14 protein-coding genes and 1 riboswitch are annotated in these 22,052 nt (G+C 37.3%); of the genes, 5 read left to right on the forward strand and 9 right to left on the reverse strand.

The window, feature by feature from the left end; all coding sequences use genetic code 11:
* Nucleotides 1-76 precede the first annotated feature (76 nt).
* A riboswitch (cobalamin riboswitch) is annotated at nt 77-223 on the forward strand.
* A gap of 571 nt (nt 224-794) precedes the next feature.
* Nucleotides 795-3,050 (forward strand): 5-methyltetrahydropteroyltriglutamate--homocysteine S-methyltransferase, encoded by a 2,256-nt coding sequence (gene metE, locus A5482_RS14295; RefSeq protein WP_069790286.1) that lies wholly within the window; start codon nt 795-797, stop codon nt 3,048-3,050.
* 85 nt (nt 3,051-3,135) lie between these two features.
* On the forward strand, nt 3,136-4,485 hold the full coding sequence (locus A5482_RS14300; RefSeq protein WP_069790287.1) for a GTP-binding protein: 1,350 nt from the start codon (nt 3,136-3,138) through the stop codon (nt 4,483-4,485).
* 108 nt (nt 4,486-4,593) lie between these two features.
* Here A5482_RS14300 and A5482_RS14305 read toward each other — a convergent pair whose 3' ends face one another.
* From A5482_RS14305 to egtD, 3 genes are all read right to left on the reverse strand, one after another.
* Nucleotides 4,594-4,689, reverse strand: coding sequence for a photosystem II reaction center protein T (locus A5482_RS14305; protein ID WP_069790288.1), 96 nt, complete (start codon nt 4,687-4,689; stop codon nt 4,594-4,596).
* A gap of 89 nt (nt 4,690-4,778) precedes the next feature.
* Entirely contained in the window at nt 4,779-6,314 is a 1,536-nt protein-coding gene (gene psbB / locus A5482_RS14310) for a photosystem II chlorophyll-binding protein CP47 (protein ID WP_069790289.1), read from the reverse strand.
* A gap of 409 nt (nt 6,315-6,723) precedes the next feature.
* Nucleotides 6,724-7,737: an L-histidine N(alpha)-methyltransferase gene (gene egtD, locus A5482_RS14315; protein WP_069790290.1), complete on the reverse strand. Its 1,014-nt coding sequence runs from the start codon at nt 7,735-7,737 to the stop codon at nt 6,724-6,726.
* A gap of 494 nt (nt 7,738-8,231) precedes the next feature.
* On the opposite strand from egtD, the gene A5482_RS14320 reads away from it, so the two are divergent.
* The gene (locus tag A5482_RS14320; protein WP_069790291.1) at nt 8,232-10,277 is read left to right on the forward strand and encodes a DUF262 domain-containing protein; all 2,046 of its coding nucleotides are present in this window, start codon (nt 8,232-8,234) and stop codon (nt 10,275-10,277) included.
* A gap of 31 nt (nt 10,278-10,308) precedes the next feature.
* Here the strand turns inward: A5482_RS14320 and A5482_RS14325 are convergent, their stop codons facing one another.
* From A5482_RS14325 to A5482_RS14350, 6 genes are all read right to left on the reverse strand, one after another.
* A complete protein-coding gene (locus A5482_RS14325) occupies nt 10,309-11,148 on the reverse strand; it encodes a prohibitin family protein (protein WP_069790292.1) in 840 nt (279 codons plus the stop codon).
* A 196-nt stretch (nt 11,149-11,344) separates the two neighbouring features.
* Nucleotides 11,345-12,223, reverse strand: a complete 879-nt coding sequence (locus A5482_RS14330; RefSeq protein WP_069790293.1) for a mechanosensitive ion channel family protein — start codon at nt 12,221-12,223, stop codon at nt 11,345-11,347.
* Between the two features lie 76 nt (nt 12,224-12,299).
* Nucleotides 12,300-15,932 (reverse strand): chromosome segregation protein SMC, encoded by a 3,633-nt coding sequence (gene smc, locus A5482_RS14335; protein WP_069790294.1) that lies wholly within the window; start codon nt 15,930-15,932, stop codon nt 12,300-12,302.
* Between the two features lie 89 nt (nt 15,933-16,021).
* Complete coding sequence (locus A5482_RS14340) at nt 16,022-17,305, reverse strand: NRAMP family divalent metal transporter (RefSeq protein ID WP_069790295.1); 1,284 nt, start codon at nt 17,303-17,305, stop codon at nt 16,022-16,024.
* A 154-nt stretch (nt 17,306-17,459) separates the two neighbouring features.
* Nucleotides 17,460-18,854, reverse strand: a complete 1,395-nt coding sequence (gene mgtE, locus A5482_RS14345; protein WP_069790296.1) for a magnesium transporter — start codon at nt 18,852-18,854, stop codon at nt 17,460-17,462.
* Between the two features lie 114 nt (nt 18,855-18,968).
* Nucleotides 18,969-20,627, reverse strand: coding sequence for an NAD+ synthase (locus A5482_RS14350; protein ID WP_069790322.1), 1,659 nt, complete (start codon nt 20,625-20,627; stop codon nt 18,969-18,971).
* 392 nt (nt 20,628-21,019) lie between these two features.
* Here A5482_RS14350 and psb32 point away from each other — a divergent pair, with 392 nt between their 5' ends.
* Entirely contained in the window at nt 21,020-21,712 is a 693-nt protein-coding gene (psb32, locus tag A5482_RS14355; protein ID WP_069790297.1) for a photosystem II repair protein Psb32, read from the forward strand.
* A gap of 69 nt (nt 21,713-21,781) precedes the next feature.
* Nucleotides 21,782-22,036, forward strand: a complete 255-nt coding sequence (locus A5482_RS14360) for a DUF6761 family protein (protein ID WP_069790298.1) — start codon at nt 21,782-21,784, stop codon at nt 22,034-22,036.
* The last annotated feature ends 16 nt before the right edge of the window (nt 22,037-22,052 follow it).

Here is a 22,052-nt window from a genome sequence, read left to right on the forward strand (position 1 = left end):
AATTGTTCATGATTAATCATTAATTAGTCACTAAAAAAACTAGACAAGTTTAATTGCAAAAAAAGAATTAACTATGCTATTATCTTAATCATTCGGTTTTAATAATTGTAAAAAAATTATTGAACATAAGGGGGAAAGATTGGTGCAAATCCAACGCTGTCCCGCAACTGTAATTGGTAAAATTTACCATAAGTCAGAATGCCCACCGATGATTCACCATGTTATTAAATTTATCTGCGAGGCACAGATGATGGTATTACAACAACCTAGAATATTTTTATTCCATAACCATAATCGCTGGTTAGATTATCAGTAGCACACTGAAAAAGTATTACAAATAAGATCACTCTTAACCCTGAAAATATGACCCTCAGTACTTTTCAGAATCTTAAGAGCCTTCATAATCATCATTACTAATCTTAATTAGACATTGATAGTTTGGCACTTATGCCCCCATGGGGGAAAGTATGGAGTTATATTGTCATAGTTATTCTTAGCCTTCTTGTATCTTTATATCTCAAGGCTTATCGCTACCCCAAATCCCGAAAAGGAATGGCTATGAATTAGTTAACTCTGGGCAAAATTATCGTCGCACCCCATTTTTGAGATAGTTAATGAATATTCCCCATAGCTCATAGGAATAAAAAAGTAGTGGAAAAATTATCGATGTTTTTCCTACTTATAAATATTCCCTAATTTGGCGTAATTTCACAGTGCAAAAAATTAGATAAGCCGTATATTTGTATGCGGTTAAATTTACCCATCCATTATTTAAAATACCAATCTCAACATCCATGACAAATACATCAAATTCATTGACTACCGTAACCCTCGGATACCCTCGCATCGGCGAAAAAAGAGAAGTAAAAAGAGCCTTAGAATCCTATTGGGCAAAGAAAAGTAGTTCCGATGAACTTCTTAACACCATTGAAGAGATAGAAAAACTAAACTGGCAAAAACAAATAGATGCAGGGATAGATTTAATTGCCGTGGGAGATATGAGTTTATATGATCATATTTTAGACTGGACTGTTTATCTGGGTTTAATTCCCTCTCGTTTTCAGTCTTTTAATGGCTTACAACAATATTTTGCCATGGCCCGGGGCGCTGATGGTATTCCAGCCTTAGAAATGACAAAATGGTTTGATACTAACTATCATTATCTTGTGCCTGAAATTGAGGCAGACTGTCAACCCCGTAATAATTTTCAAGGGTTTTTAAATCAAGTAAAACGAGGACAAGATATTTTAGGTAAAGGTGCTAACCCTATTATTATTAGCCCTGTAACTCTTGTTGCCCTTAGTAGATATGAAGGTAGTTTAATCGAAAATGTAGAAAAATTATTGCCTTTATATCAATCTTTACTTGAAGAATTAAAAGGTTATGGCATAGCAGAAGTACAAATTCATGAGCCTATTTTAGTCACCAATGAAACCGCAGAGGTAAAAGAAGCGACTATCAAAGCCTATAAAATTTTTAGCCAAGTGGGTTTATCTATTAATTTGGTGACTTATTTTGAGGATTTGGGTAATAACTATGGTTGGGTAAGTAATTTACCCGTTGAAGCCATCAGTCTCGATTTTACGAGGGGTAATAACTTAGATTTACTCAAACAGCATGGATTTCCCACCGATAAACGTTTAGGCGTAGGCATTGTGGATGCGCGTAATGTGTGGCAGGTTAATTATGCACAGGTGCAGGATGTTTTAAAAACAGTTAAAGCAGTTACCACTAATATTAGTATTCAACCTTCGGCTTCCTTGCAGTTTGTACCTTTAGATGTGGAAAGGGAGGTTAATTTACCAGCGCCCCTTAGAAATGTCCTTAGTTTTGCCCAACAAAAATTAATTGAGCTAAAAATGCTTTCTGGGGAAGGAAATGAACAGTTTTGGCAGCAAAAGGATGAAAGGTGGACATCATTTAAGGCTTTTGCCCCCCATCGCCCCTTGGTGCAAGAGAAGGTTGATGGTTTAACCAATAAAGATTTCGATCGCACTTTATCATACCAAGAAAGAATTAAGGAACAAATACAGTTACCAATTTTCCCTACTACCACCATTGGCTCATTTCCTCAAACTAAGGAGGTGAGAAGGTTAAGACTTAATTACAAAAAAGGAGAGTTGAGTTTACAAGAATATCAGGAAGCCATTGACAAGGAAATTGCTGAGTGTATTAAATTACAAGAAGATATTGGCTTAGATGTGTTGGTACATGGGGAATTTGAACGCACCGACATGGTAGAATTTTTTGGACAAAAGCTGTCTGGTTTTGCCTTCACTGAGTCGGGCTGGGTACAAAGTTATGGTAGTCGTTATGTACGTCCCCCCATTATTTTTGGGGATGTGGAAAGAAGTGAGGCGATGACGGTAAGAGAGTTTAAGGTGGCTCAAGCCCTGACAGATAAACCTGTTAAAGGTATGTTAACTGGCCCCGTAACCATGTTAAATTGGTCTTTTCCCCGTGCAGATATTTCCCGTAAACATCAAGCCTTCCAAATCGGTTTGGCGCTTCAAGGGGAGGTGGCTGATTTACAAGAGGCTGGGGCGTTAATCATTCAGATGGATGAACCAGCTTTCAGGGAAGGATTACCCCTAAAAACGTCTCTCTGGGCTGATTATCTCACATGGGCGGTGGATGCTTTTCGATTAGCCAGTGCGATCGCCCTTCCTGTAACACAAATACATACTCATATGTGTTATTCCGAATTTGGAGATATTATCAAAGACATCGAAAAAATGGATGCCGACGTTATCTCCATCGAAAATAGCCGTAGCAATAATCGCACCCTCGAGGAAGTAACCACCGCAGGATATAACCACCAAATCGGCAATGGAGTTTATGATATTCATAGCCCCGTAGTACCTTCTACCGAACAAATGGTAAAACAATTAGAAGAAGGAATTAAAAATCTACCATTACAACAAATTTGGGTAAATCCCGATTGTGGACTAAAAACTCGTCACTGGGAAGAGGTTATTCCCGCCCTGAGTAATATGGTAGAGGCTACTAAAATTATTCGTCAAAAAGCCGAGGAGTTAGCTTCTAAATAAGAGATTTTAGGTTGTAGGGGACGTAGCATGTTACGTCCCTTGGGGTAGGATAAAATGATATTGGAGTAATATTCCCCCAAATAATATGACATCGAAAACAACCCCTTCTGTATCATCAGTTATTGGTTTAGCCCGTGCCAGTTTACAACAATCCCTTTCTTGGTATGCTAGTAGTCGCCGTCATTGGAATTATCCCCCCGATGCCAAGTTACAGGGGGCAGTCAAGGATGATTTGCGTAACCTCAAAGGGGCATTGGAAAAATTAGAGCAACAGGTAATTAAGGTATCAGCTTTTGGGTTGGTGAGTCGTGGTAAATCCACCGTAATCAATGCTCTTTTGGGGGAAGATGTTTTGGCTACGGGGGCGATAAATGGGGTTACAAAGTGGCCAAAGTCTATCCGTTGGCAACCTCCTACGGGGAAGGTGGAAATTGAGTTTATTGATACCCCTGGTTTGGATGAGATTGATGGGGAAAGCAGGGCGCAAATGGCGAGAGAAGTTAGTCGTCAGTCGGATTTAATTTTGTTTGTGGTGGCGGGGGATATTACTAGGACGGAATATTTGGCTTTGTTGGAGTTGCGTCGTTGTCAAAAGCCTTTGTTGTTGGTGTTTAATAAGGTGGATTTATATCCTGACACGGATATTAAGAGTATTTATCAGCAGTTACAGCAGTTGAGTAATGAAACTAATCAGCCGTTGCTTACCCCTGATGAGGTGGTGATGGTGGCGGCACAGCCACAGCCCATTAAGGTAAGGGTGGAATTGCCTGATGGTACTTTCAGGGAGGAGTGGGAACATTTGCCATCTCAGGTGGATGGTTTGAAGGAGAAAATTTTGCTAATTCTTAATCGGGAGGGTAAGGCTTTGTTGGCTTTGAATGCCCTTCATCAAGCGAGAATTGCTCAGGAAAATATTGCCCATAAAACGGTAATGTTGCGAGAGAAGGAGGCGGAAAAGATTATCTGGCAATACGCAAAATATAAGGCTTTGATAGTGGCGGTTAATCCCATTGCCCTTGTGGATTTGATGGTAGGGGCGATCGCCGATTTGACCATGATTAGAGCTTTGGCAAGGTTATATGGTTTACCCATTACCAGTTATGAGGCGGGGAAGTTGTGGCAAACCATTGTTAAAAGTTTGCTTAGTTTGATGGTGGCAGAAGTTGTAACGATGATCATGTTAGGTTTTGCAAAAACAGGCACGGCGATAAATAGTTTGTGGGAAAACCCTGCTAATTTTACGGCTTTTGCAGGGGCTGGGTTAGCCCAAGGTAGTATTGCTGGATATGGCTCTTATGTGGTGGGTAAAGCGGCTCAGGTGTATTTAGAAAATGGTTGCACTTGGGGAAGTTTTGGCACTTCTTCGGTGATTAAAGAAATTATTGCCCAAGTACCTGCGGAATCTATTATTGCTCGTCTAAGAATTGAAAATTAATCTTTTCCACCGTTACGAATCAACTTTTTTTAAAATAAAAAACATCCCTAAAAATAATTTTAGAGATGCTTTAATGATGACTATTCAAAATTAGTTAAACTTCTGAACCTATTTCTGAATTTTGGGAGGTTCACGAAAAGCAACGGCAAAGAATAAGACTGAAATCATCATTGCTAATACAAGAATATATGCAACACTTTCCATAACTTTTTTTCCTCAGTTGATTAGAAAATTTACTAAAAATGAAATCAGGGAAGTATTGAATAAATAAGACCCTGACTCCATGTTAACAATTAAGCAGATTCACTGCGGGTACGAGTAGATTTGTCTCCTAATTTTTGGAATAGACCCCATTCTACCTGTTCTGGATCTAAGTCTGGGTCGATACCAGCGAATACATCACGGAATAAGGTACGGGCACCGTGCCAAATGTGACCAAAGAAGAATAATAAGGCGAAACAAGCATGACCGAAGGCAAACCAACCACGGGTGCTAGTACGGAATACACCATCGGAGTTGAGGGTTTCGGTGTCAAACTCGAAAGGTTCACCTAATTGAGCTTTACGGGCATAACGTTTCACATCTAGGGGATCTGAGAAGGTTTGACCATCTAAGTCACCACCTAAGAAAGAAACGGTAACGCCAGTTTGTTCTACACTAAGGGCAGATTCTGCACGACGGAAAGGAATATCCGCACGAACTACGCCATCAGAGTCACTTAAGACGACGGGGAAGGTTTCAAAGAAGTTGGGAAGACGACGAACGCTTAATTCTCTGCCATCTTTATCTTTGAATACAGGGTGTCCCAACCAACCTTGGGCGATACCATCACCTTTATCCATAGGACCAGTACGGAATAAACCACCTTTGGCGGGGCTGTTTCCTACATAGTCGTAGAAGGCTAATTTTTCAGGTACAGTTTCCCAAGCCTCGGAAGGAGTTGAACCCTGTGCGATCGCACTTTGTACACGACGCTGAATTTCTTGTTGGTAATAATCTTGGTCCCACTGATAACGGGTAGGTCCAAATAGTTCCACGGGGGTAGTAGCGCTACCATACCACATAGTTCCAGCTACGATGAAAGCAGCGAAGAATACGGCGGCAATACTGCTAGAAAGTACGGTTTCAATGTTACCCATACGAAGAGCTTTATAAAGTTTTTCGGGGGGACGAACACTGAGGTGGAACAATCCGGCAATAATACCCACAATACCCGCGGCGATATGGTGAGCAACTACACCACCAGGGTTAAAGGGGTTAAACCCGGCAGGTCCCCACTCTGGGGCCACAGGTTGCACATGACCAGTTAAGCCATAGGCATCGGATACCCACATTCCAGGACCCCATAAACCAGTAAGGTGGAATGCACCAAAACCGAAACATAAGATTCCTGATAAGAATAGGTGGATACCGAACATTTTAGGTAAATCCAATGCGGGTTCACCAGTACGAGAATCGGTAAATAGTTCTAAATCCCAATATACCCAGTGCCATACGGCCGCTAGGAATAATAAACCAGAGAGGACGATATGGGCGATCGCAACTCCTTCAAAAGACCAAAATCCGGGGTTAACACCAGTTTCTCCAGTGACACTCCAGCCACCCCAAGAACCAGTGACACCTAAACGAGCCATGAAAGGTAATACAAACATACCTTGTCTCCACATGGGGTTTAAAACGGCATCGCTAGGATCAAAAACTGCCAACTCATAAAGAGCCATAGATCCAGCCCAACCTGCCACCAATGCGGTGTGCATTAAGTGAACAGAAATTAGGCGACCTGGATCGTTAATTACTACTGTATGTACTCTATACCAAGGTAGTCCCATTGACTACGCGCCTCCTATTGTGTTAATCGTTTTTTTGCTTGGATATTATTAGTTTACTATATCCGTTATATTGTTTTCGGGTCTTGAATCGTTATTTTTAACAATTTTCTACCCTTATATCTTTGATTTTATTTTTAGTTACTATGGGCTAATAACTACTATTAGGAGAAATTATACCATAGGGGGTTATTAATTCTGTGGGCTTTGATGAAAAAGTGTTGGGGTTAATGGATAATGGAGAATTGAGAATGGATAATGATAAGTGTTAGGTATTTTTTGATACTCATACTATGGTCAAACCTTTCATCATTAAAACTTTATGAGTTATCCAGCAGAGTCTAATTTACCAAATCCTTCTTAGATCAAGTACCTATTCGTTAACTTGAAATAAAAATGGTCAACTTATCAACTATAAACTGTTCCCCATTCCTTTCCTGACTTGGGCAAGAATCAAACCAAACCATTGTTTTTCGTCTGTCCAACATTTGATGGTATTTAAACCATGGGATTTTAAAAACCCTTCCATCTTTTGTAAATCGAATTTACGAGAAATTTCTGTCAAAATAAAGTCATTATCTGCAAAATCTACGGTTAAATCCAGATTTTTTAAGGATACTTGATGCCCTTGATGACAATGTAAATACATCTCTATTTGATGTAAATGTTGGTTATAAATCGCCTTGTGATGCCAGTTATTTGGGTTAAAATCACCCTCAAAAAGTTGGTTAAGGTGGGATAGCATATTTAGGTTAAATTGGGCTGTGACTCCCTGAGAGTCGTTATAGGCAGCTTCTAGCACTGACACAGGTTTTTGTAAATCAATGCCCAAGAGAAAATAATCTCCTTCTTCTAGTACGTCTCTTACTTCGTTAAAAAGGCGATCGCACTCTAGGGTGGTAAAGTTACCGAGGGTACTACCCAAAAAAACAATCATCCGTGAGGGTAATTTCTTGGGTGGTAAATGAAATAAAGCCTGTTCGTAAGTACCCACTAAACCGAAAATGGAGAGATGAGAATATTCTTTTTCTAGCTGTAAAGAGCTATTTTTGAGCATATCTCCGCTGACATCGATGGGGATATAACGCCAAGGTTTGCCCATGTTTTCATAGGCTGATAATAATAATCTTGTTTTGGTTGAACTACCGCTACCCAATTCTACTAATTCGCTAATACCCGTTAAATTAGCTATTTCTGGGGAGGCGGTTTTTAAAATTTGTGTTTCGGTGCGGGTGGGATAATATTCTGGCAAATCACATATTTTCTCGAATAATAATGACCCAGTGCGATCGTAAAAATACTTCGGTGGTAATACTTTTGGATTACTACTTAATCCTTTAACAACATCTTCGCCATTTTCTTCGTTTCCAGAGATATTTGGTAAATATTTTATCTCTACTTTTTTCTCTTGATTAGTAAATAACATTAATACAATAATTTATAAATAATGGCTATGGCAATTTTAGCCCAAAGTAACCTCAACCTATAACTACTATTTCGAGAAAACTAATGAGCATGAAATTGCTGGAGTCTATGGCAATGATAGTACAACCTTCGTCTCTGATTATTGACACTCTGAGATAATTTTTGAAGAATGTATTAAAGTGCGATCGCCCTTAGTGTCTGCAAATTAATAGTCATACCAAATCCTAAACTAAGAGTAGACTAATAACTATCATCAACCTCAATCATTTCAAGTAAATACATATACTATCTAAATAGGATTTGGTATCATAAAAGAATAGGCAAAAAGTTTTTTTTCTCTCAATGGGTTCTATTGTTACTATGGCTATCATGTCTGTACCTGAAGATAGATAACCTAAATGTTTCGTGAAAGGGGATGGAGGTTGAACATATGATATTCAACCCCTGCGGTGTATAATTTAGATTTGATATTAAGCAAGTATAAACGTTGTAGGAATGAAAGCCAACGAAACAAAAATAATTCAATTTTTAGAGCAGTATAAAACTCAATTTGTTATCCCCGTTTATCAACGAAATTATGATTGGTCTATTCCTCAATGTGAGCAACTTTTAAATGACATCCTAGACATAGGAAATAATGACAATATTACTACCCATTTTATTGGGGGAATTGTTTTTATTCATGATGATTTACATACTGTCGCTACTGTCAGAGAGTTAACTATAATTGATGGGCAACAACGTTTAACGACTATTACTTTAGTTTATTTAGCTATTTATCATTTAGCGAAAAAGTTAGGTATTGAAGAAACGGCAAATGAGATTCTTAATACTTACATTGTTAATCAATATGTTAAACAAGATGAGCAAAAAGTAAAGTTAAAATTAACTTCAGATAATGACCGAGCTTTAAAATATTTGATTCGGGGCGATCGCACGGAAGAAATTACCAGTTATTCTAAAATAATTGATAACTTTAACTACTTTGAAAAAAATATTATTGAAGATAATTATAAAGTAGTTTTAAAAGGTTTAGAAAAACTAATATTTGTAGAAATATCTTTGGAAAGGGGAAAAGATGATCCTCAAAGAATCTTTGAAAGCCTTAATTCTACAGGATTAGATTTGTCTCAAGCTGATTTAATTAGAAATTATATTCTAATGGATTTAAACCTTGATGAGCAACAAAGAGTTTATCAAGATTATTGGCTAATTATTGAAAACTTAGCTAGGGATGAGGTAAAAAATATTAGTAAAGTATCTGATTTTATTCGAGATTATTTAACCTTAATCCATAAAAATATTCCCAATAAGTCAAAAGTTTATGAGGAATTTAAAAATAAATATCCAGATAAAGTTAATTTAGAAGAAGTTTTAAAAACCATCAAAAGGTTTGCTAAATACTATAATAAATTAATCAACCCTAAAAATGAAAAAGATACAGACATCAGAAAAGACTTAGAGTATATAAATCGCCTTGAAATAAATGTAGCTTATCCTTTTCTAATGCAGGTTTATTTTGATTTTGAAGAAACAATAATAGACAAACATACTTTTATTCAGATTCTTCTTGTGGTTCAATCTTTTGTGTGGAGAAGATTTATCATCGGCTTAAGTACCAATAGCTTAAATAAAATTTTTATGAATTTGTATGAAAAAATAGATACAAATAATTATTTATTTTCTCTACAAAAAGCCCTATTACAAAAAAAAGGAAGTCAAAGATTTCCCAACAATAAAGAGGTTTTAGACGCTCTCAAATTTAAAGATGTTTATAATATAAAATCTAAAAATAGGACTTATTTATTAGAAAAATTAGAATATTACCAAAACTTTGAACCCGTAATATTAGATAATAAAATTACTATAGAACATATTTTTCCTCAAAATCCAGATCCACAATGGTTAAAAGATTTAGGTAAAGAGGAATTTGATGATATTAAAAATAATTATTTACATACATTAGCAAATTTAACCTTATCTGGGGTAAATGCTCAGTTAAAAAATAAGCCTTTTCTTGAAAAAAGAGACTTAAAAGACTATGGATATAAATACAGCAATTTAAACCTTAATAAGTATTTAGAGGATCTTGATAAATGGGATAAAAGTGAGATTCAGAAACGTTTTAATGATTTGGCTAAAAACTTTTTAAAAATCTGGTGTTATCCTGATATTGATATTAACGATAAAGAAACAGAGGAAGTTAATATTTTTGATGCCGATGAGCCAAAGGGTAAAAAACTTGAGTATGCAATTTTTTGTGATGAGAAATTACAAATCAAAGAAGTAGCTAAACTATATGCAGAAGTATTTAAAAAATTATTTGAGCAAAATTCAGAAATATTTTTTAATTCCGATTTAGGACCAAAAATTATTTTAAAAGATGAAAAAAACAAAAATAGTTTAAGACAAAGTGTATCTATTAGTAATAACTTTTATATAGAGGGAAATTTAGATAGTAATAGTAAATTTGAAAAAATTAAATATGCCTTAAAACTGTTTGATCTCGAAGAAGAATTAATTATTAAATACACCAAATAATGTGTAGGGTGGGCAATGCCCACCAATATTTTTATTTAGCTACATCATTGAGATTGAATAAGAAAGGAACACTACCTTTAGAATCCCCTCCCATAACCAATACTTTAGGCATCTGAGAACCACCGTTGCGCCACGCTTCGATCGCCTCTTTCTGTAGTACCAACTCGCCCCCTTGTGCCTTGAGGGTTTCCGCTAATAGTCTTTGAGCTTCTGCTCTACCCTTAGCTCTATTAATGTCGGCTTGAGCCTCCTGTTCGGCTTCTTTCGCTACGTAAACAGCCCTTTGAGAACGTTGTTCAGCGATTTGTTTTTCTTCTACCGCCTTAGCAAATTCTGGAGAAAAAGCAAGATCTACTACGCTAGTATCTAGCACAATAATGCCATATTTGTCAAGACGAGAAGTCAAAGCATTATCAAAGTCTTCCTTCAACTCACTCCGTTTGGTGATTGCTTCTTCTACAGTGCGCCTAGCGGCTGCGATTTTAAAAGATTCTTGGGTTTGAGGAGCAATAATTTTAGCTACAATATTTTGTAATGTACCCTGAGTTCTTCTGATGTCAACTACTTTGACTGGATCAAGACGGAAGTTGATAGCAAAACTAGCCGATAAATCTTGTAAGTCTTTGGTGGAACTTTGGGCGGGTACTTCAAATTTTTGTACTGTCACATCATAAATATCAACAGCGGAAACGATAGGAGGTTTAAAGTGGATACCTTCTAATAATGGTTGATCTTGGGCTTTACCGAGGATGCTTAATACCCCTGTTTGCCCTGGGTTGATGATGATGAAAGAATTAAGTCCAATAAATACAATAAAAGCGGTTACAATGGCTGCTATTAATGAGGATATATTGGTTGATTGACGATTCAAAACTCGTTTACTCCTATTGTTTTTTTCTTATCTATACTTTTCATTGTATAGCACCAATAAGTAAACCATGGTAGTTTGGTACTTATTTATTAATTAGAAAATGAGATACTAATTGATAGTGAACAATTAATTTTAAAAACCAATATTATCCTAATAATTGACATTACAGAGATTTTAACCTAACACTTAATACCTCTTATCCATGGGAACTTACTTTTTCAAACCCTCTTACGGCGTAATGTTGTTCAGGAATCGGATAACCAGCCTCTCCAAAGGTTTCTCGGATTAGTTTGTTCGTGTCAAAATAGACTTGCCAATAATGGTCATTATTACAATAAGGACGTACAGCTAAAACAGGGCCAGCTAAATTAAATTCCAAAATCTCCACCGTGGGTGCGGGTGCATCAATTACATTGGCAATGGTGAGAAGTTTTTGTTTTAACAAAGCAATGGCTTCTTGATGATCGGCATTATGATTTAATTGGGCAACTAAATCCACACGACGATAAGGGTTAGCCGAATAATTTTGAATGTTATCAGAAAAGATGCTGTTATTACCCACAATGGTTTTAACATTATCAGGGGTGTTAATGGTGGTGACAAATAAACCAATCTCGTCCACTGTACCAGTTACCCCTGCCGCTGAGATAAAATCACCTACCGCAAAGGGAGTAAATAGAATTAAAAAGACTCCCGCTGCAAAGTTGGCTAAAAGCCCTCCCCAAGCGGCACCAATGGCGATACCAGCGGCGGCGAGTAGGGCCGCAAAAGAGGTGGTTTCGATGCCAAAATAGCCTAAAATCGCCACAATGAGGATGATTTTTAGGGCAACGATGATAAAGTTACTTAAATAGGCTATTAAGGTTATATCAATATTCTGTCTTTTTAACAGGCGAGATAATAATTTAACTCCTTTATTAATTAACCATTGACCGACAATCCAGAGCAAAATTGCTCCTACTAATTTAATACCAAAATTGGCAAGTTGTTCTTTAATGGTTTGCAAAAAAACGTTGACTCTTTCTACTTGAATTTCGTCAACGGGTAACTGCAACAACCAAAATTTTGTTAACATTTTTGATAGCTGATTATTTCTTTAAGTGATCATCTATTTATATCACAGCAAAATCAAAAAGATACTTAAATTTTTATTACAATTTTATCCCCAATACTTGAGTATAAGCCCCTCTAGCTTGGGTAACGCCTATGGTGCGCTCGGAGGCTTCAATCATGGGGCGACGTAAACTGACCACAATAAATTGAGCTAATTTTGCTTGTTGTTGAATCATTTTTGAGAGTTTTTCTACGTTTGCCCCATCCAAAAACATATCCACTTCATCGAAGGCATAAAAAGGAGAAGGGCGGTATCTTTGCAAAGCGAAAATAAAACTCAGGGCGGTCAAAGATTTTTCTCCCCCAGACATGGAACTTAGTCGGGTAACGGGTTTTCCCTTGGGATGAGCAACGAGGGTTAAGCCACCATTAAAAGGATTATTTTCATCTTCTAATTTTAAGTATCCATCCCCTTCGGACAGGGTAGCAAAAATAGTTTTAAAGTTTTCATTTACAGCGGTAAAGGCTTCTTTAAATGCCCTTAATCTGAGGGTGGTAAAGTTTTCTACCCGTAATAATAATTCGGTTCTTTCTCCTTCTAAAGTTGCCAATTTGTCGGATAATTCTTTGAGTCTTTCTTGGTTTTTTTCATACTCTTCTAGGGCTAACATATTCACAGGTTCGAGGGCTTCTAATCTTTTTTGTCCGTTACGAATTTCTTTATTAATTTGTTCTAATTGTTCTTGTAAATTATCAAAAACAATTTTACTGTCTTCTCCTTCTTTATTAATCAAGTAGGGAATATCAGGTAAAGGATTAGGTAAATCTGGGGTAATTTCTGCTAATTGAGTTTTTAATTCTGTTAATTTAGTTTGGCTTTCTTGATGTTGTAATAATAATTTTTCTAAATTCCAGCTAAGTTGTTGTTGTTGATTTTCTAACTTTTTCAGTTCTTTTTCTTGGGTATCTCGAGCTTTTTTTATCGCTGCTAATTTTTGAGCTAATTCTTGAAATTGGGTTTCATGATTTTTAATATCTTGCTCTAATTGGTTTAACTTTTGTTGATTATCTTTGGTTTCAGTGGCTATTTTTTCTTGAGCTTCAATAAGACTGGCTAATTTTTCTTGATTTTGAGTTTGTTTTAACTCTATATCCATACCTTGATTTATTAAAAATTGCAACGTTTTTTGAGCTTTATTAATTAGGTTTTGTTGTTCTTCTAATTGTAACTCTTGATTTTGAATTTGTGATTGTAACTTTTGCCATTCTTGATTGTCATAACTAGACTCTAATTCTTTCAATTGAGCTTGTTTTTCGGTCAATTTATTTTGTAATAAAGGAATATTTTGCTCTAGGTTTGTTAACTCTTGTTTTCCGTCAACCAACTGTTGATAATTTTGAGCATTGTTAGTGATTATTTTTTCTTTTTCTGTTTCTAAACGATTATTTTCTTTTTGCCATTGTTCAAAATCTAGTTGTTTTTTTTGCTTATTTTGTCTTCCTTGATTTAGCTCTTCTGTGAAATCCTTGATTTTTTGCCTTTTTTCAGTTATTTTAAGATTAAGCTGGATAGCTATGTCTTCAATTTCCTGAATACGTTTGTACAACATATCCACTTCAAGAGAATCAGTATTAATAGCAGTGCCGAAGTGAAGGGAGTTGCGCTTGTTGATACTACCCCCAGTCATCGCCCCAGTGGCTTCTAATAACTCTCCATCGAGGGTGACAATTCTTTGTTGACCAATAAAGTTACGGGCGGATTCTAGGTCGGAAAATACCATGGTATTACCGAAAACGTAGGCGAAAATAGGGCGATATTTGTCTTCGCAGGTGATGAGGTTAAGGGCTAAGTCGATGTAACCTTGGGCGTATTGGATGCCTCCTAGTTGATGGATTCGGGGGGCTTTAATTTTGTTGAGGGGAAGGAAGGTTGCTCTTCCTGCTTTTTTTTCTTTGAGAAGTTTTATCCCCGCTGCAGCGATGGAGTCATCTTCGACTACGATAAAGCCGAGTCTTCCCCCTGCACAGATTTCGAGGGCGAGTTGATAGACGGTTTCCACTTGTCCTAGTTGGGCGACTAAGCCACAAACCCCGGGTAAGTCAGAGTTGAGAATTATTTTACTGGCGTAGGTGCCTTGGGCTTCTTGTTGGGCTTGTTTGGTGGCTTCTAGTTTATCTAGTTGTCTTTGTTTTTCTCGTTGTTCGATTAACAAACGGTTGACGGTTTCTTGGTTGAGGGTGATTTCTTGTTCAAAGTTGCTTAGTTTTTGGGTAAGGTTTTCGATGGTAAGGGCGATCGCCTTTATGTCTTGTTCAAAGTCGGTTTGTGAGTGAAATTGGTGATTAATTTGGGTTTCTAAATGGGCTAGTTGTTCGTTATCGTTTTTGATGGTGGTTTGTAGTTGTTGACAACGTTCTTCTAATAATGCTTTTTGGGTTAATTGGGGATTTAATTGGTTTTGAATTTGATTAATTTCTTGGTTTAAGGCTGTTTGCTTTTCTACCCATGCTTGAGATTTGGAGGCTATTTGTTGGGCTGATTGTTTTAATGTTTCAAGGGTTTGTTTTAACTTATTTTTATCGTTTTCTAGCTTAGGAATTTGATTGTTTTCTAGTTCTTCTTTTTGTTGATTAAGGGTAACTAATTGTTGTTGATATTCCTGTTGACTAGCTTTACTTTTTTCTTGATTAACTATAGTTTCTTGAGAAGTTTTATGTAATTCTTCTTGTCTTTGATGTAGCTGTTGTCGTTTGGCTTTTTGGGTAGCAAGTTTAGAAGCGATGGAAATTTGTTCCTCCTCTCCTAATGCTTTTACTTCTTGATTTAATTCCTCTAAACGGTTAAGGGCGATCGCACTTTTTTCCCTAATTAAAATTAATTCCTGTTGTTTATTTTCTTGCTCATTTTCTAACCTAATTATCTCCTGATTAAGCTGATTTTCTTTCTCTTGAAGATAACGCCAATTAATAACAATTGCCCATTGTTGCTTCTCTTGAATTTTCGCTTTTAATTTCTGATATTTAGCCGCCTTTTGGGAATCCTGTTGTAACTTTTCCCCATAAGCCGATAACTCTTGGGTAATAATATGACACTTTTCTTCCCTCTCCTTTACCGCATCCAAAGTGGACTTAGTTTGATTAATTTTACGATCAAATTCTGCCACCCCTGCCAACTCGTCAATTATCTCCCTTCTCTCCTTCACATTCATGGTGATAATGCGAGTCACATCCCCTTGCAATACTACGTTATAACCTTCAGGATAAATCCGTAAACGGTTTAATTGAGTTTGTAATTCTGTGGCGGTACAAGGTTGATCATTTACATAAAAAGTAGAAGCATAACTCCCTTTTTTTGTTACCCTTAAACGGCGGGTAATTTTTAATTCTGTCAGAGATTTTAAATCAATATTACTCTCTTTCTCTTCCTCATTATTTTGTGCTTCAAAACTATCTAAATCGTCAAAATCAGACACATCAAAAGTTACTGAAACAATGGTTTCTAACGTCTTATTATTACTTTTTTGACTATTGTTAATTAAATCAGGTAATCTGTCGGCGCGCATTCCCTTGGAACTTGCCAAACCAAGACAAAATAAAAGAGCATCTAATATGTTAGACTTTCCAGAGCCATTGGGCCCAGAAATGACGGTAAAACCGGGCAAAAAAGGAACTGCGTTACTACCCCCAAAAGATTTAAACTTAGATAATTCTACTCGTTTAACATATACCATTGCTCAGGATTTAATGAATTTACTATATTTATAACAGATTTAATTAAAATTTAAAATAAGAATATTATTTAGTAATTATTGTATTTTTTTTAACGGAAAAATTGCCAATAAAACCAAATCAGGGTAAAGGCAATTAACCATAATAAGCAAAGCCAACTAAAATATTTATAAAATTTATTTGGTCTAGCTATGGCAGGGGTAAATTTTCCCGTAATTAATTTGAGGTTAAACCAACCCAAAATAGGGGCAGCGATGAAGGATAATCCTGCGGCAAAATCGATTAAGACGGTGAAGGCTTGTCCTGCCAAAAATTGTAAAATTAACAGGGCGATCGCAGGTACCACAAATAATGATACTCTGTAAATAGTGGATTTACTTTGCTCTTTTTCAGGGTTAGGATGATGCTCTGTCCATAAGGTAGCCATTACCCTTGGGTAAGCATCCGTTACCGCCAAAGTAGTGCTAAACATAGTTATCAAAGCGGCGATCGCAATTATGGGCGTACTCCAACTTCCGAGGGTATTACTATAAAGCTGAATTACTTGCACAGAAAATTGGACACTATTATTAGAAAAACTTTCTCCACTACCAGACATTACCAAAGCACCCAAAAGAAAGAATAATAAACCAATAAAACCTGCGGATAAATAACCTAAATTAAAATCAATATTTGCTTCTTTTAAAGTGGGTAAATAATGGGTTTGTTTTGCTCTTTCCCCGGTCCAAATAGAATGCCACACCGCCGCATCAAGGGGAATAGGCATCCAGCCCATAAATGCGATGGCAAAGGTGATTCCCGTGGGAGTCCAATAGGAAGGAGGAATGGCTGTAACGGTTTCACTACCTACCCTTGCCCCTATGGCCATAATAACTGCCAACACCGTGCAGATGGTAAGGAGGGAGATAATAAATTTCATGGTAAGGTCAAGGACTTTGTAATGACCAATGTATAACAAAGCAATACATAAAGCCAAAATAATACCACTCCATACCACACCAGACCAACCAAATTTGAATAATTGTTCGGCTAACCCTGCAGTTACCACGGTGACGGCAGCTTGAATAATAAACATAGTGCCAATGGTGAGGGCAATATAAGTAGCATAAGCGTAGTTGCCCATGCGCCGATAACCTTGTATGAGAGTTTCTCCCGTGGCAGAGGCATAACGGGGCCCAAATTCCATAAAAGGGTATTTACTCACCACCGCCAATATCAATAACCATAGTAAAGAAAAACCGTATTCTGCCCCTGCCCTAGTGGCTTGGACGAGATGGGAAACCCCAATGGCTGCCCCTGCCATCAAAATTCCTGGGCCGATAGCGAGAATTAATTTTTGATATTTGTCATTTAAATTGATGCTTTTTTTGACCATTGATTGCGGTAATGTTATTCAAATTGAAAATGTTATGATTTGTTAATCTTGGTATATTAAATTAAGATGTTCTAAATAAATCGGAATAAAAAACTCCTATCTTTTGTTTTCTGCGTACTCTTACTATTCCATTTTTTTATCTAAATTAATTACATTAAATTCCTAACATATATTGAGCAATGCTAAAGTAAATTAGTACCCCGACAACATCAACGGCAGTAGAAATAAAAGGGCCAGACATGAGGGCTGGATCTAATTTTAAAAATTTGAACAAAAATGGTAAACTCGAACCAGCGATGGATGCTAAGACAGAAATTGCCATCAAACTAATGCCCACAGTAATGGCAACGGTTAGATTACGCTGACTCTGGGGTAGAAAATAAGCCCAGACGACAGTAATTAAACCTAGTCCTAACCCTAAAAGCGCCCCTGCAGTGGCTTCCCTTAAGATAACTTTAGCTACTCCCAAATCTTTTAATTCATCGGTGCTTAAACCACGAATAACCACCGTAGATGATTGAGTGCCGATATTGCCACCACTACCAATTAAAAGGGGAATAAAAGCGGCTAAAACAGTAATTCTGGTTAAAAGTTCTTCTTGTCCACCAATAATACTACCAGTGAAAGTATTGGTAAATAATAATATTAATAACCAACTCACTCGACGACGGGCAACGGTGAAAATATTGGTTTCAAAGTAGTTATCTCCGTCAGATTGGACCGCACCCAAAGCATAAATATCTTCGGTGGCTTCTCGTTCTAAAATGTCAATAACATCGTCTACGGTGACAATGCCCACCAAACGCAACTCTTTATCCACCACAGGCACTGCCAAAAAGTCGTACCGTTGCACGAGCTTGGCAACTTCTTCTTGATCCATATCTGTTTTAATATAGATTACGTCGGATTTCATCACCTCCCCTAGGGTATGATGGGGGTCATGGGTTACTAAGTCTTTGAGGGATACTACCCCTGTTAAATGGCGGGATTCGTCGGTGACATATATATAGTAAATTAGTTCTGACACCCTAGCGTGCGATCGCAATCTATCCAACATTTCTTCAAGGGTAACATGGGCTTTAGAAGAAATATATTCAGGAGTCATAATCCGCCCAGCAGTATTCTCCTCATAACCCAAAAGTAGATTTGTGGCTTGTCTTTCTTCTGGGGTAAGTTGAGCTAAAATACGTTTTACCACCGATGCAGGTAACTCATCAAACAATCTTGCCCTATCATCAGGGGACATTTTATCAACAATATCCAACACTTCCTGACGCTTAAACTCTTCAATCAAACATTGTTGGGTATTATAATCCAAATGTTCATAAACATCGATAGCTTCCGTTTTACTCAGAAGACGAAAAGCAATTAATTGCATGGTTTCGGGTAAATCTTCGATGGCTTCAGCAATATCCACGGGTTGCACAGGAATAAGCAGAGATTTAGCCCCTTCAAGGTTATTGGCATCCAACATCAACTTTAATTGAGAAGCCACTAAATCCCTTAACTGATGACGAGAATCTTTATCTGTAATAGAATGTTCAGCCATATTATTTTTAGTTTTCTCCTCAATTATCCTGATACCAACACGATCTTTTCATTAGCATGATAATTGATAACTAGGGTAAAAAACAATTAACATACATACAAGCCAAATTTTCCCTTACCATCGACTGGCAATGGGCATTTTCCAACCAGTGCCAAAAGCCCTGTCAGTAATTTTGAGTACGGGGGGAGCTTGTTTTCGTTTAAATTCTGCTTTAACCACTAATCGTAATACTTTTTTGACCGTTTCTAAATCATAGCCTGAGTTGATAATCTCTTCTTCTGATTGGTGAAAATTGAGATACCGTTCCAGAATATCATCAAGGATGGGGTAAGGGGGTAAGGAATCTTCGTCTTTTTGTCCAGGTTTTAGTTCCGCGCTGGGGGGTTTGATAATGATATTGTTGGGGATAATTTCTTGGTCATGATTTAGCCAACGGCAAAGGGCAAAAACCTTGGTTTTGGGGATGTCGGCAATGACGGCTAGTCCTCCATTCATGTCTCCATAGAGGGTGCAATATCCTACAGCCATTTCTGATTTGTTGCCCGTGGACAGGAGAAGATGACCAAATTTATTGGCGATCGCCATTAGGGTTGTACCTCGAATCCGTGACTGTAAATTTTCTTGGGCGATACCAAAGGTTTTGTCGTCAAAAATGGTTTCTAGGGAGGTGTTAAAGTCGTCCATCATCGGTGCGATGGGAATTTTATGGGTTTGGATACCAAGGTTTTTGGCAAGGTGTAGAGCGTCGATGATGGAATGTTCTGAGCTATAGGGGGAGGGCATGAGTATCCCTAAAACATTTTCTTTGCCTAGGGCATCTACGGCGATTTTGGCAACGAGCGCCGAATCAATACCACCGCTTAAACCTAAAACGGCTTTACTAAAACCACATTTTCGGGCGTAGTCTTTTACCCCAAGGGTAAGGGCTTGATATATTTCTTCTTCTTCGCTGGGAATAGGGTTGATAATGTCGGTGGTTAATATATCTTTGGTTTCGGGAGAATATTCTAGGTAGATTAAATCTGTTTGGTAGCCTTTTGCCCTTGCTACCACTTGAGATTGTTTATTGACGGCGAAACTATTTCCATCAAAAATTAATTCATCATTTCCCCCGATTTGGTTGGCGTAGATGATGGGTATTTTATGTTTATTAACCAAGTATTTTAACATGGTTTCTCTTAGTTGCTGTTTTCTCAAAACATAGGGGGAGGCCGATAGGTTCAAAATTAACTCTACCCCCTGTTTATTAATGGACTGTAGTGGATTGATTTTATAATTTTTTTTGCCCCAGAAAAATTCATCATTCCATAAGTCTTCGCAAATAGTTACGCCAATTTTGATATTATTTAGTTCAAAATAATTGGGCTTTTCTCCTATTTCAAAATACCTTTTTTCATCAAAAACATCATAGTTAGGGAGGAGTTGTTTATGGAAGATTTGTTTAATTTCTCCTTCTTGCACTAGGGCAACGCTGTTATGGAGCGGTTTTTCTCCTTTTTCCATGGCGTAGAGATTTTCAGTGGCTAAACCTACGAGAATGGTTATATTTTTGGGGATACTAAGGGCGATCGCCTCTAATTCTTCTGCCATCATAGTAATGAAATCATGGCGAAATAGTAAGTCTTTGGGGGGATAACCGCAGAGAGATAATTCAGCGGTTAATAACAATTGCACCCCGTCTTGGGAGGCTTGATGGGCTACTTCGATGATTTGTTTGGCATTGTTTTTTATATCCCCAATAATGGGGTTTAACTGGGCGATCGCAATTTTCATCATAAAATTAAAAATGGATAAAATTTAAGGAAAAATTAACACTACATTAATGGCAGAATATTTAGAACTAAGAAAAAACTGACAATAACCTCTGAGTCAGCTTTTCACAGCTTACTATCAAAGATATTGATTACGATTTTCCCATCACTTCTAAGAATTAGTACCCATCAAAATCGAAGTATTAGAACTAAAAAATAAACCACCCTAGAGCAAAGTTAAATAATTAAATAAAAATCAACAATAATCAAACTAATAAGGTAGTTTATTACCTTTAATTTTACATCCTTTAGAAAATGAAATATCATTAATTTGAGCAAAGTTAAGTTTTCTAAATCCGCTCTGAGTGAGATAATGTAAAAGAAATTATAAGTAAAGATAAAGGATACATTGCCATGACAAAACTGTATCGTACTATTACCAGTTTATGGTTAACCCTGACCATAGTATTTAGTATAGGCATGGGTAACGCTTATGCCACTGGGGTTTATGATATGCCCCTCGTCAGTGCAGGGGAATCTGTGTGGGTAGTGGATGAAGCCGATACCCTCAGCCGAGCTACCGAAGCTAAATTGGATGGTATGTTTGATAAACTTGCCCAATCTACTGGGGTTGAGTTGAGAGTAATTACCCTCCGTCGCCTAGATTATGGCGCAACCATTGATAGTTTTACCGATGATGTATTTGAAAAATGGTATCCTAGCCCCGAAGAGCAAGAAAATCAGGTATTATTAACCCTTGATACCCTCACCAATCGCAGTGGGCTTCGTGTGGGTGAATCCGTACAAAATTTGTTAACCCCCGAAATTATCGAAAGTGTAGGTAAAGAAACCATCGGTTATGCCCTCAAAAATCAGCAATATAATCAAGCCATAGTGGATGCGGGCGATCGCATGATTGCCATATTATCAGGACAAGAGGACCCAGGACCCCCTGAAATTCAAGAGTTGAACATAGAAGGAACATTTTCCACCGCCGAAGAAACTGATGATGGCATTGCAACCATCTGGATAGTGCTTTTGGTAATCCTTGCTACGGTTATCCCTATGGTGACATACTTTTGGTATGTAGGATTTCCTGGTAGTTAAGCTAGAATGAAGGTATGGAAGCTCAGTATTTCATAACATAAAACTTTTAATAACTACCTAATTAAGAAGATGATTACAGACACAATCGCTATCAGATACTACCAAAAACTAACCGATGGAATGGTTGATTTGTGGGCTAGAGGCAGTCGCTACGAAGAATTAAGGGTTTATATGGAAGGATATTTGGCTTGTTTACGTCAAACAAATATTATCGAACCTTACCTAATTCATCGTCTCGAAGAAGAAGCATTTCGCTTTCTAAGAGATCCTTCTAACTTCGAATTGGCAATGCCTCAGATGCAAAAAGAACATGATTTCTATTAAATTTTTCTTGAAATCA

The sequence above is a fragment of the Cyanobacterium sp. IPPAS B-1200 genome (assembly GCF_001747005.2).
In the GTDB taxonomy this organism is placed as follows: Bacteria; Cyanobacteriota; Cyanobacteriia; order Cyanobacteriales; family Cyanobacteriaceae; genus Cyanobacterium.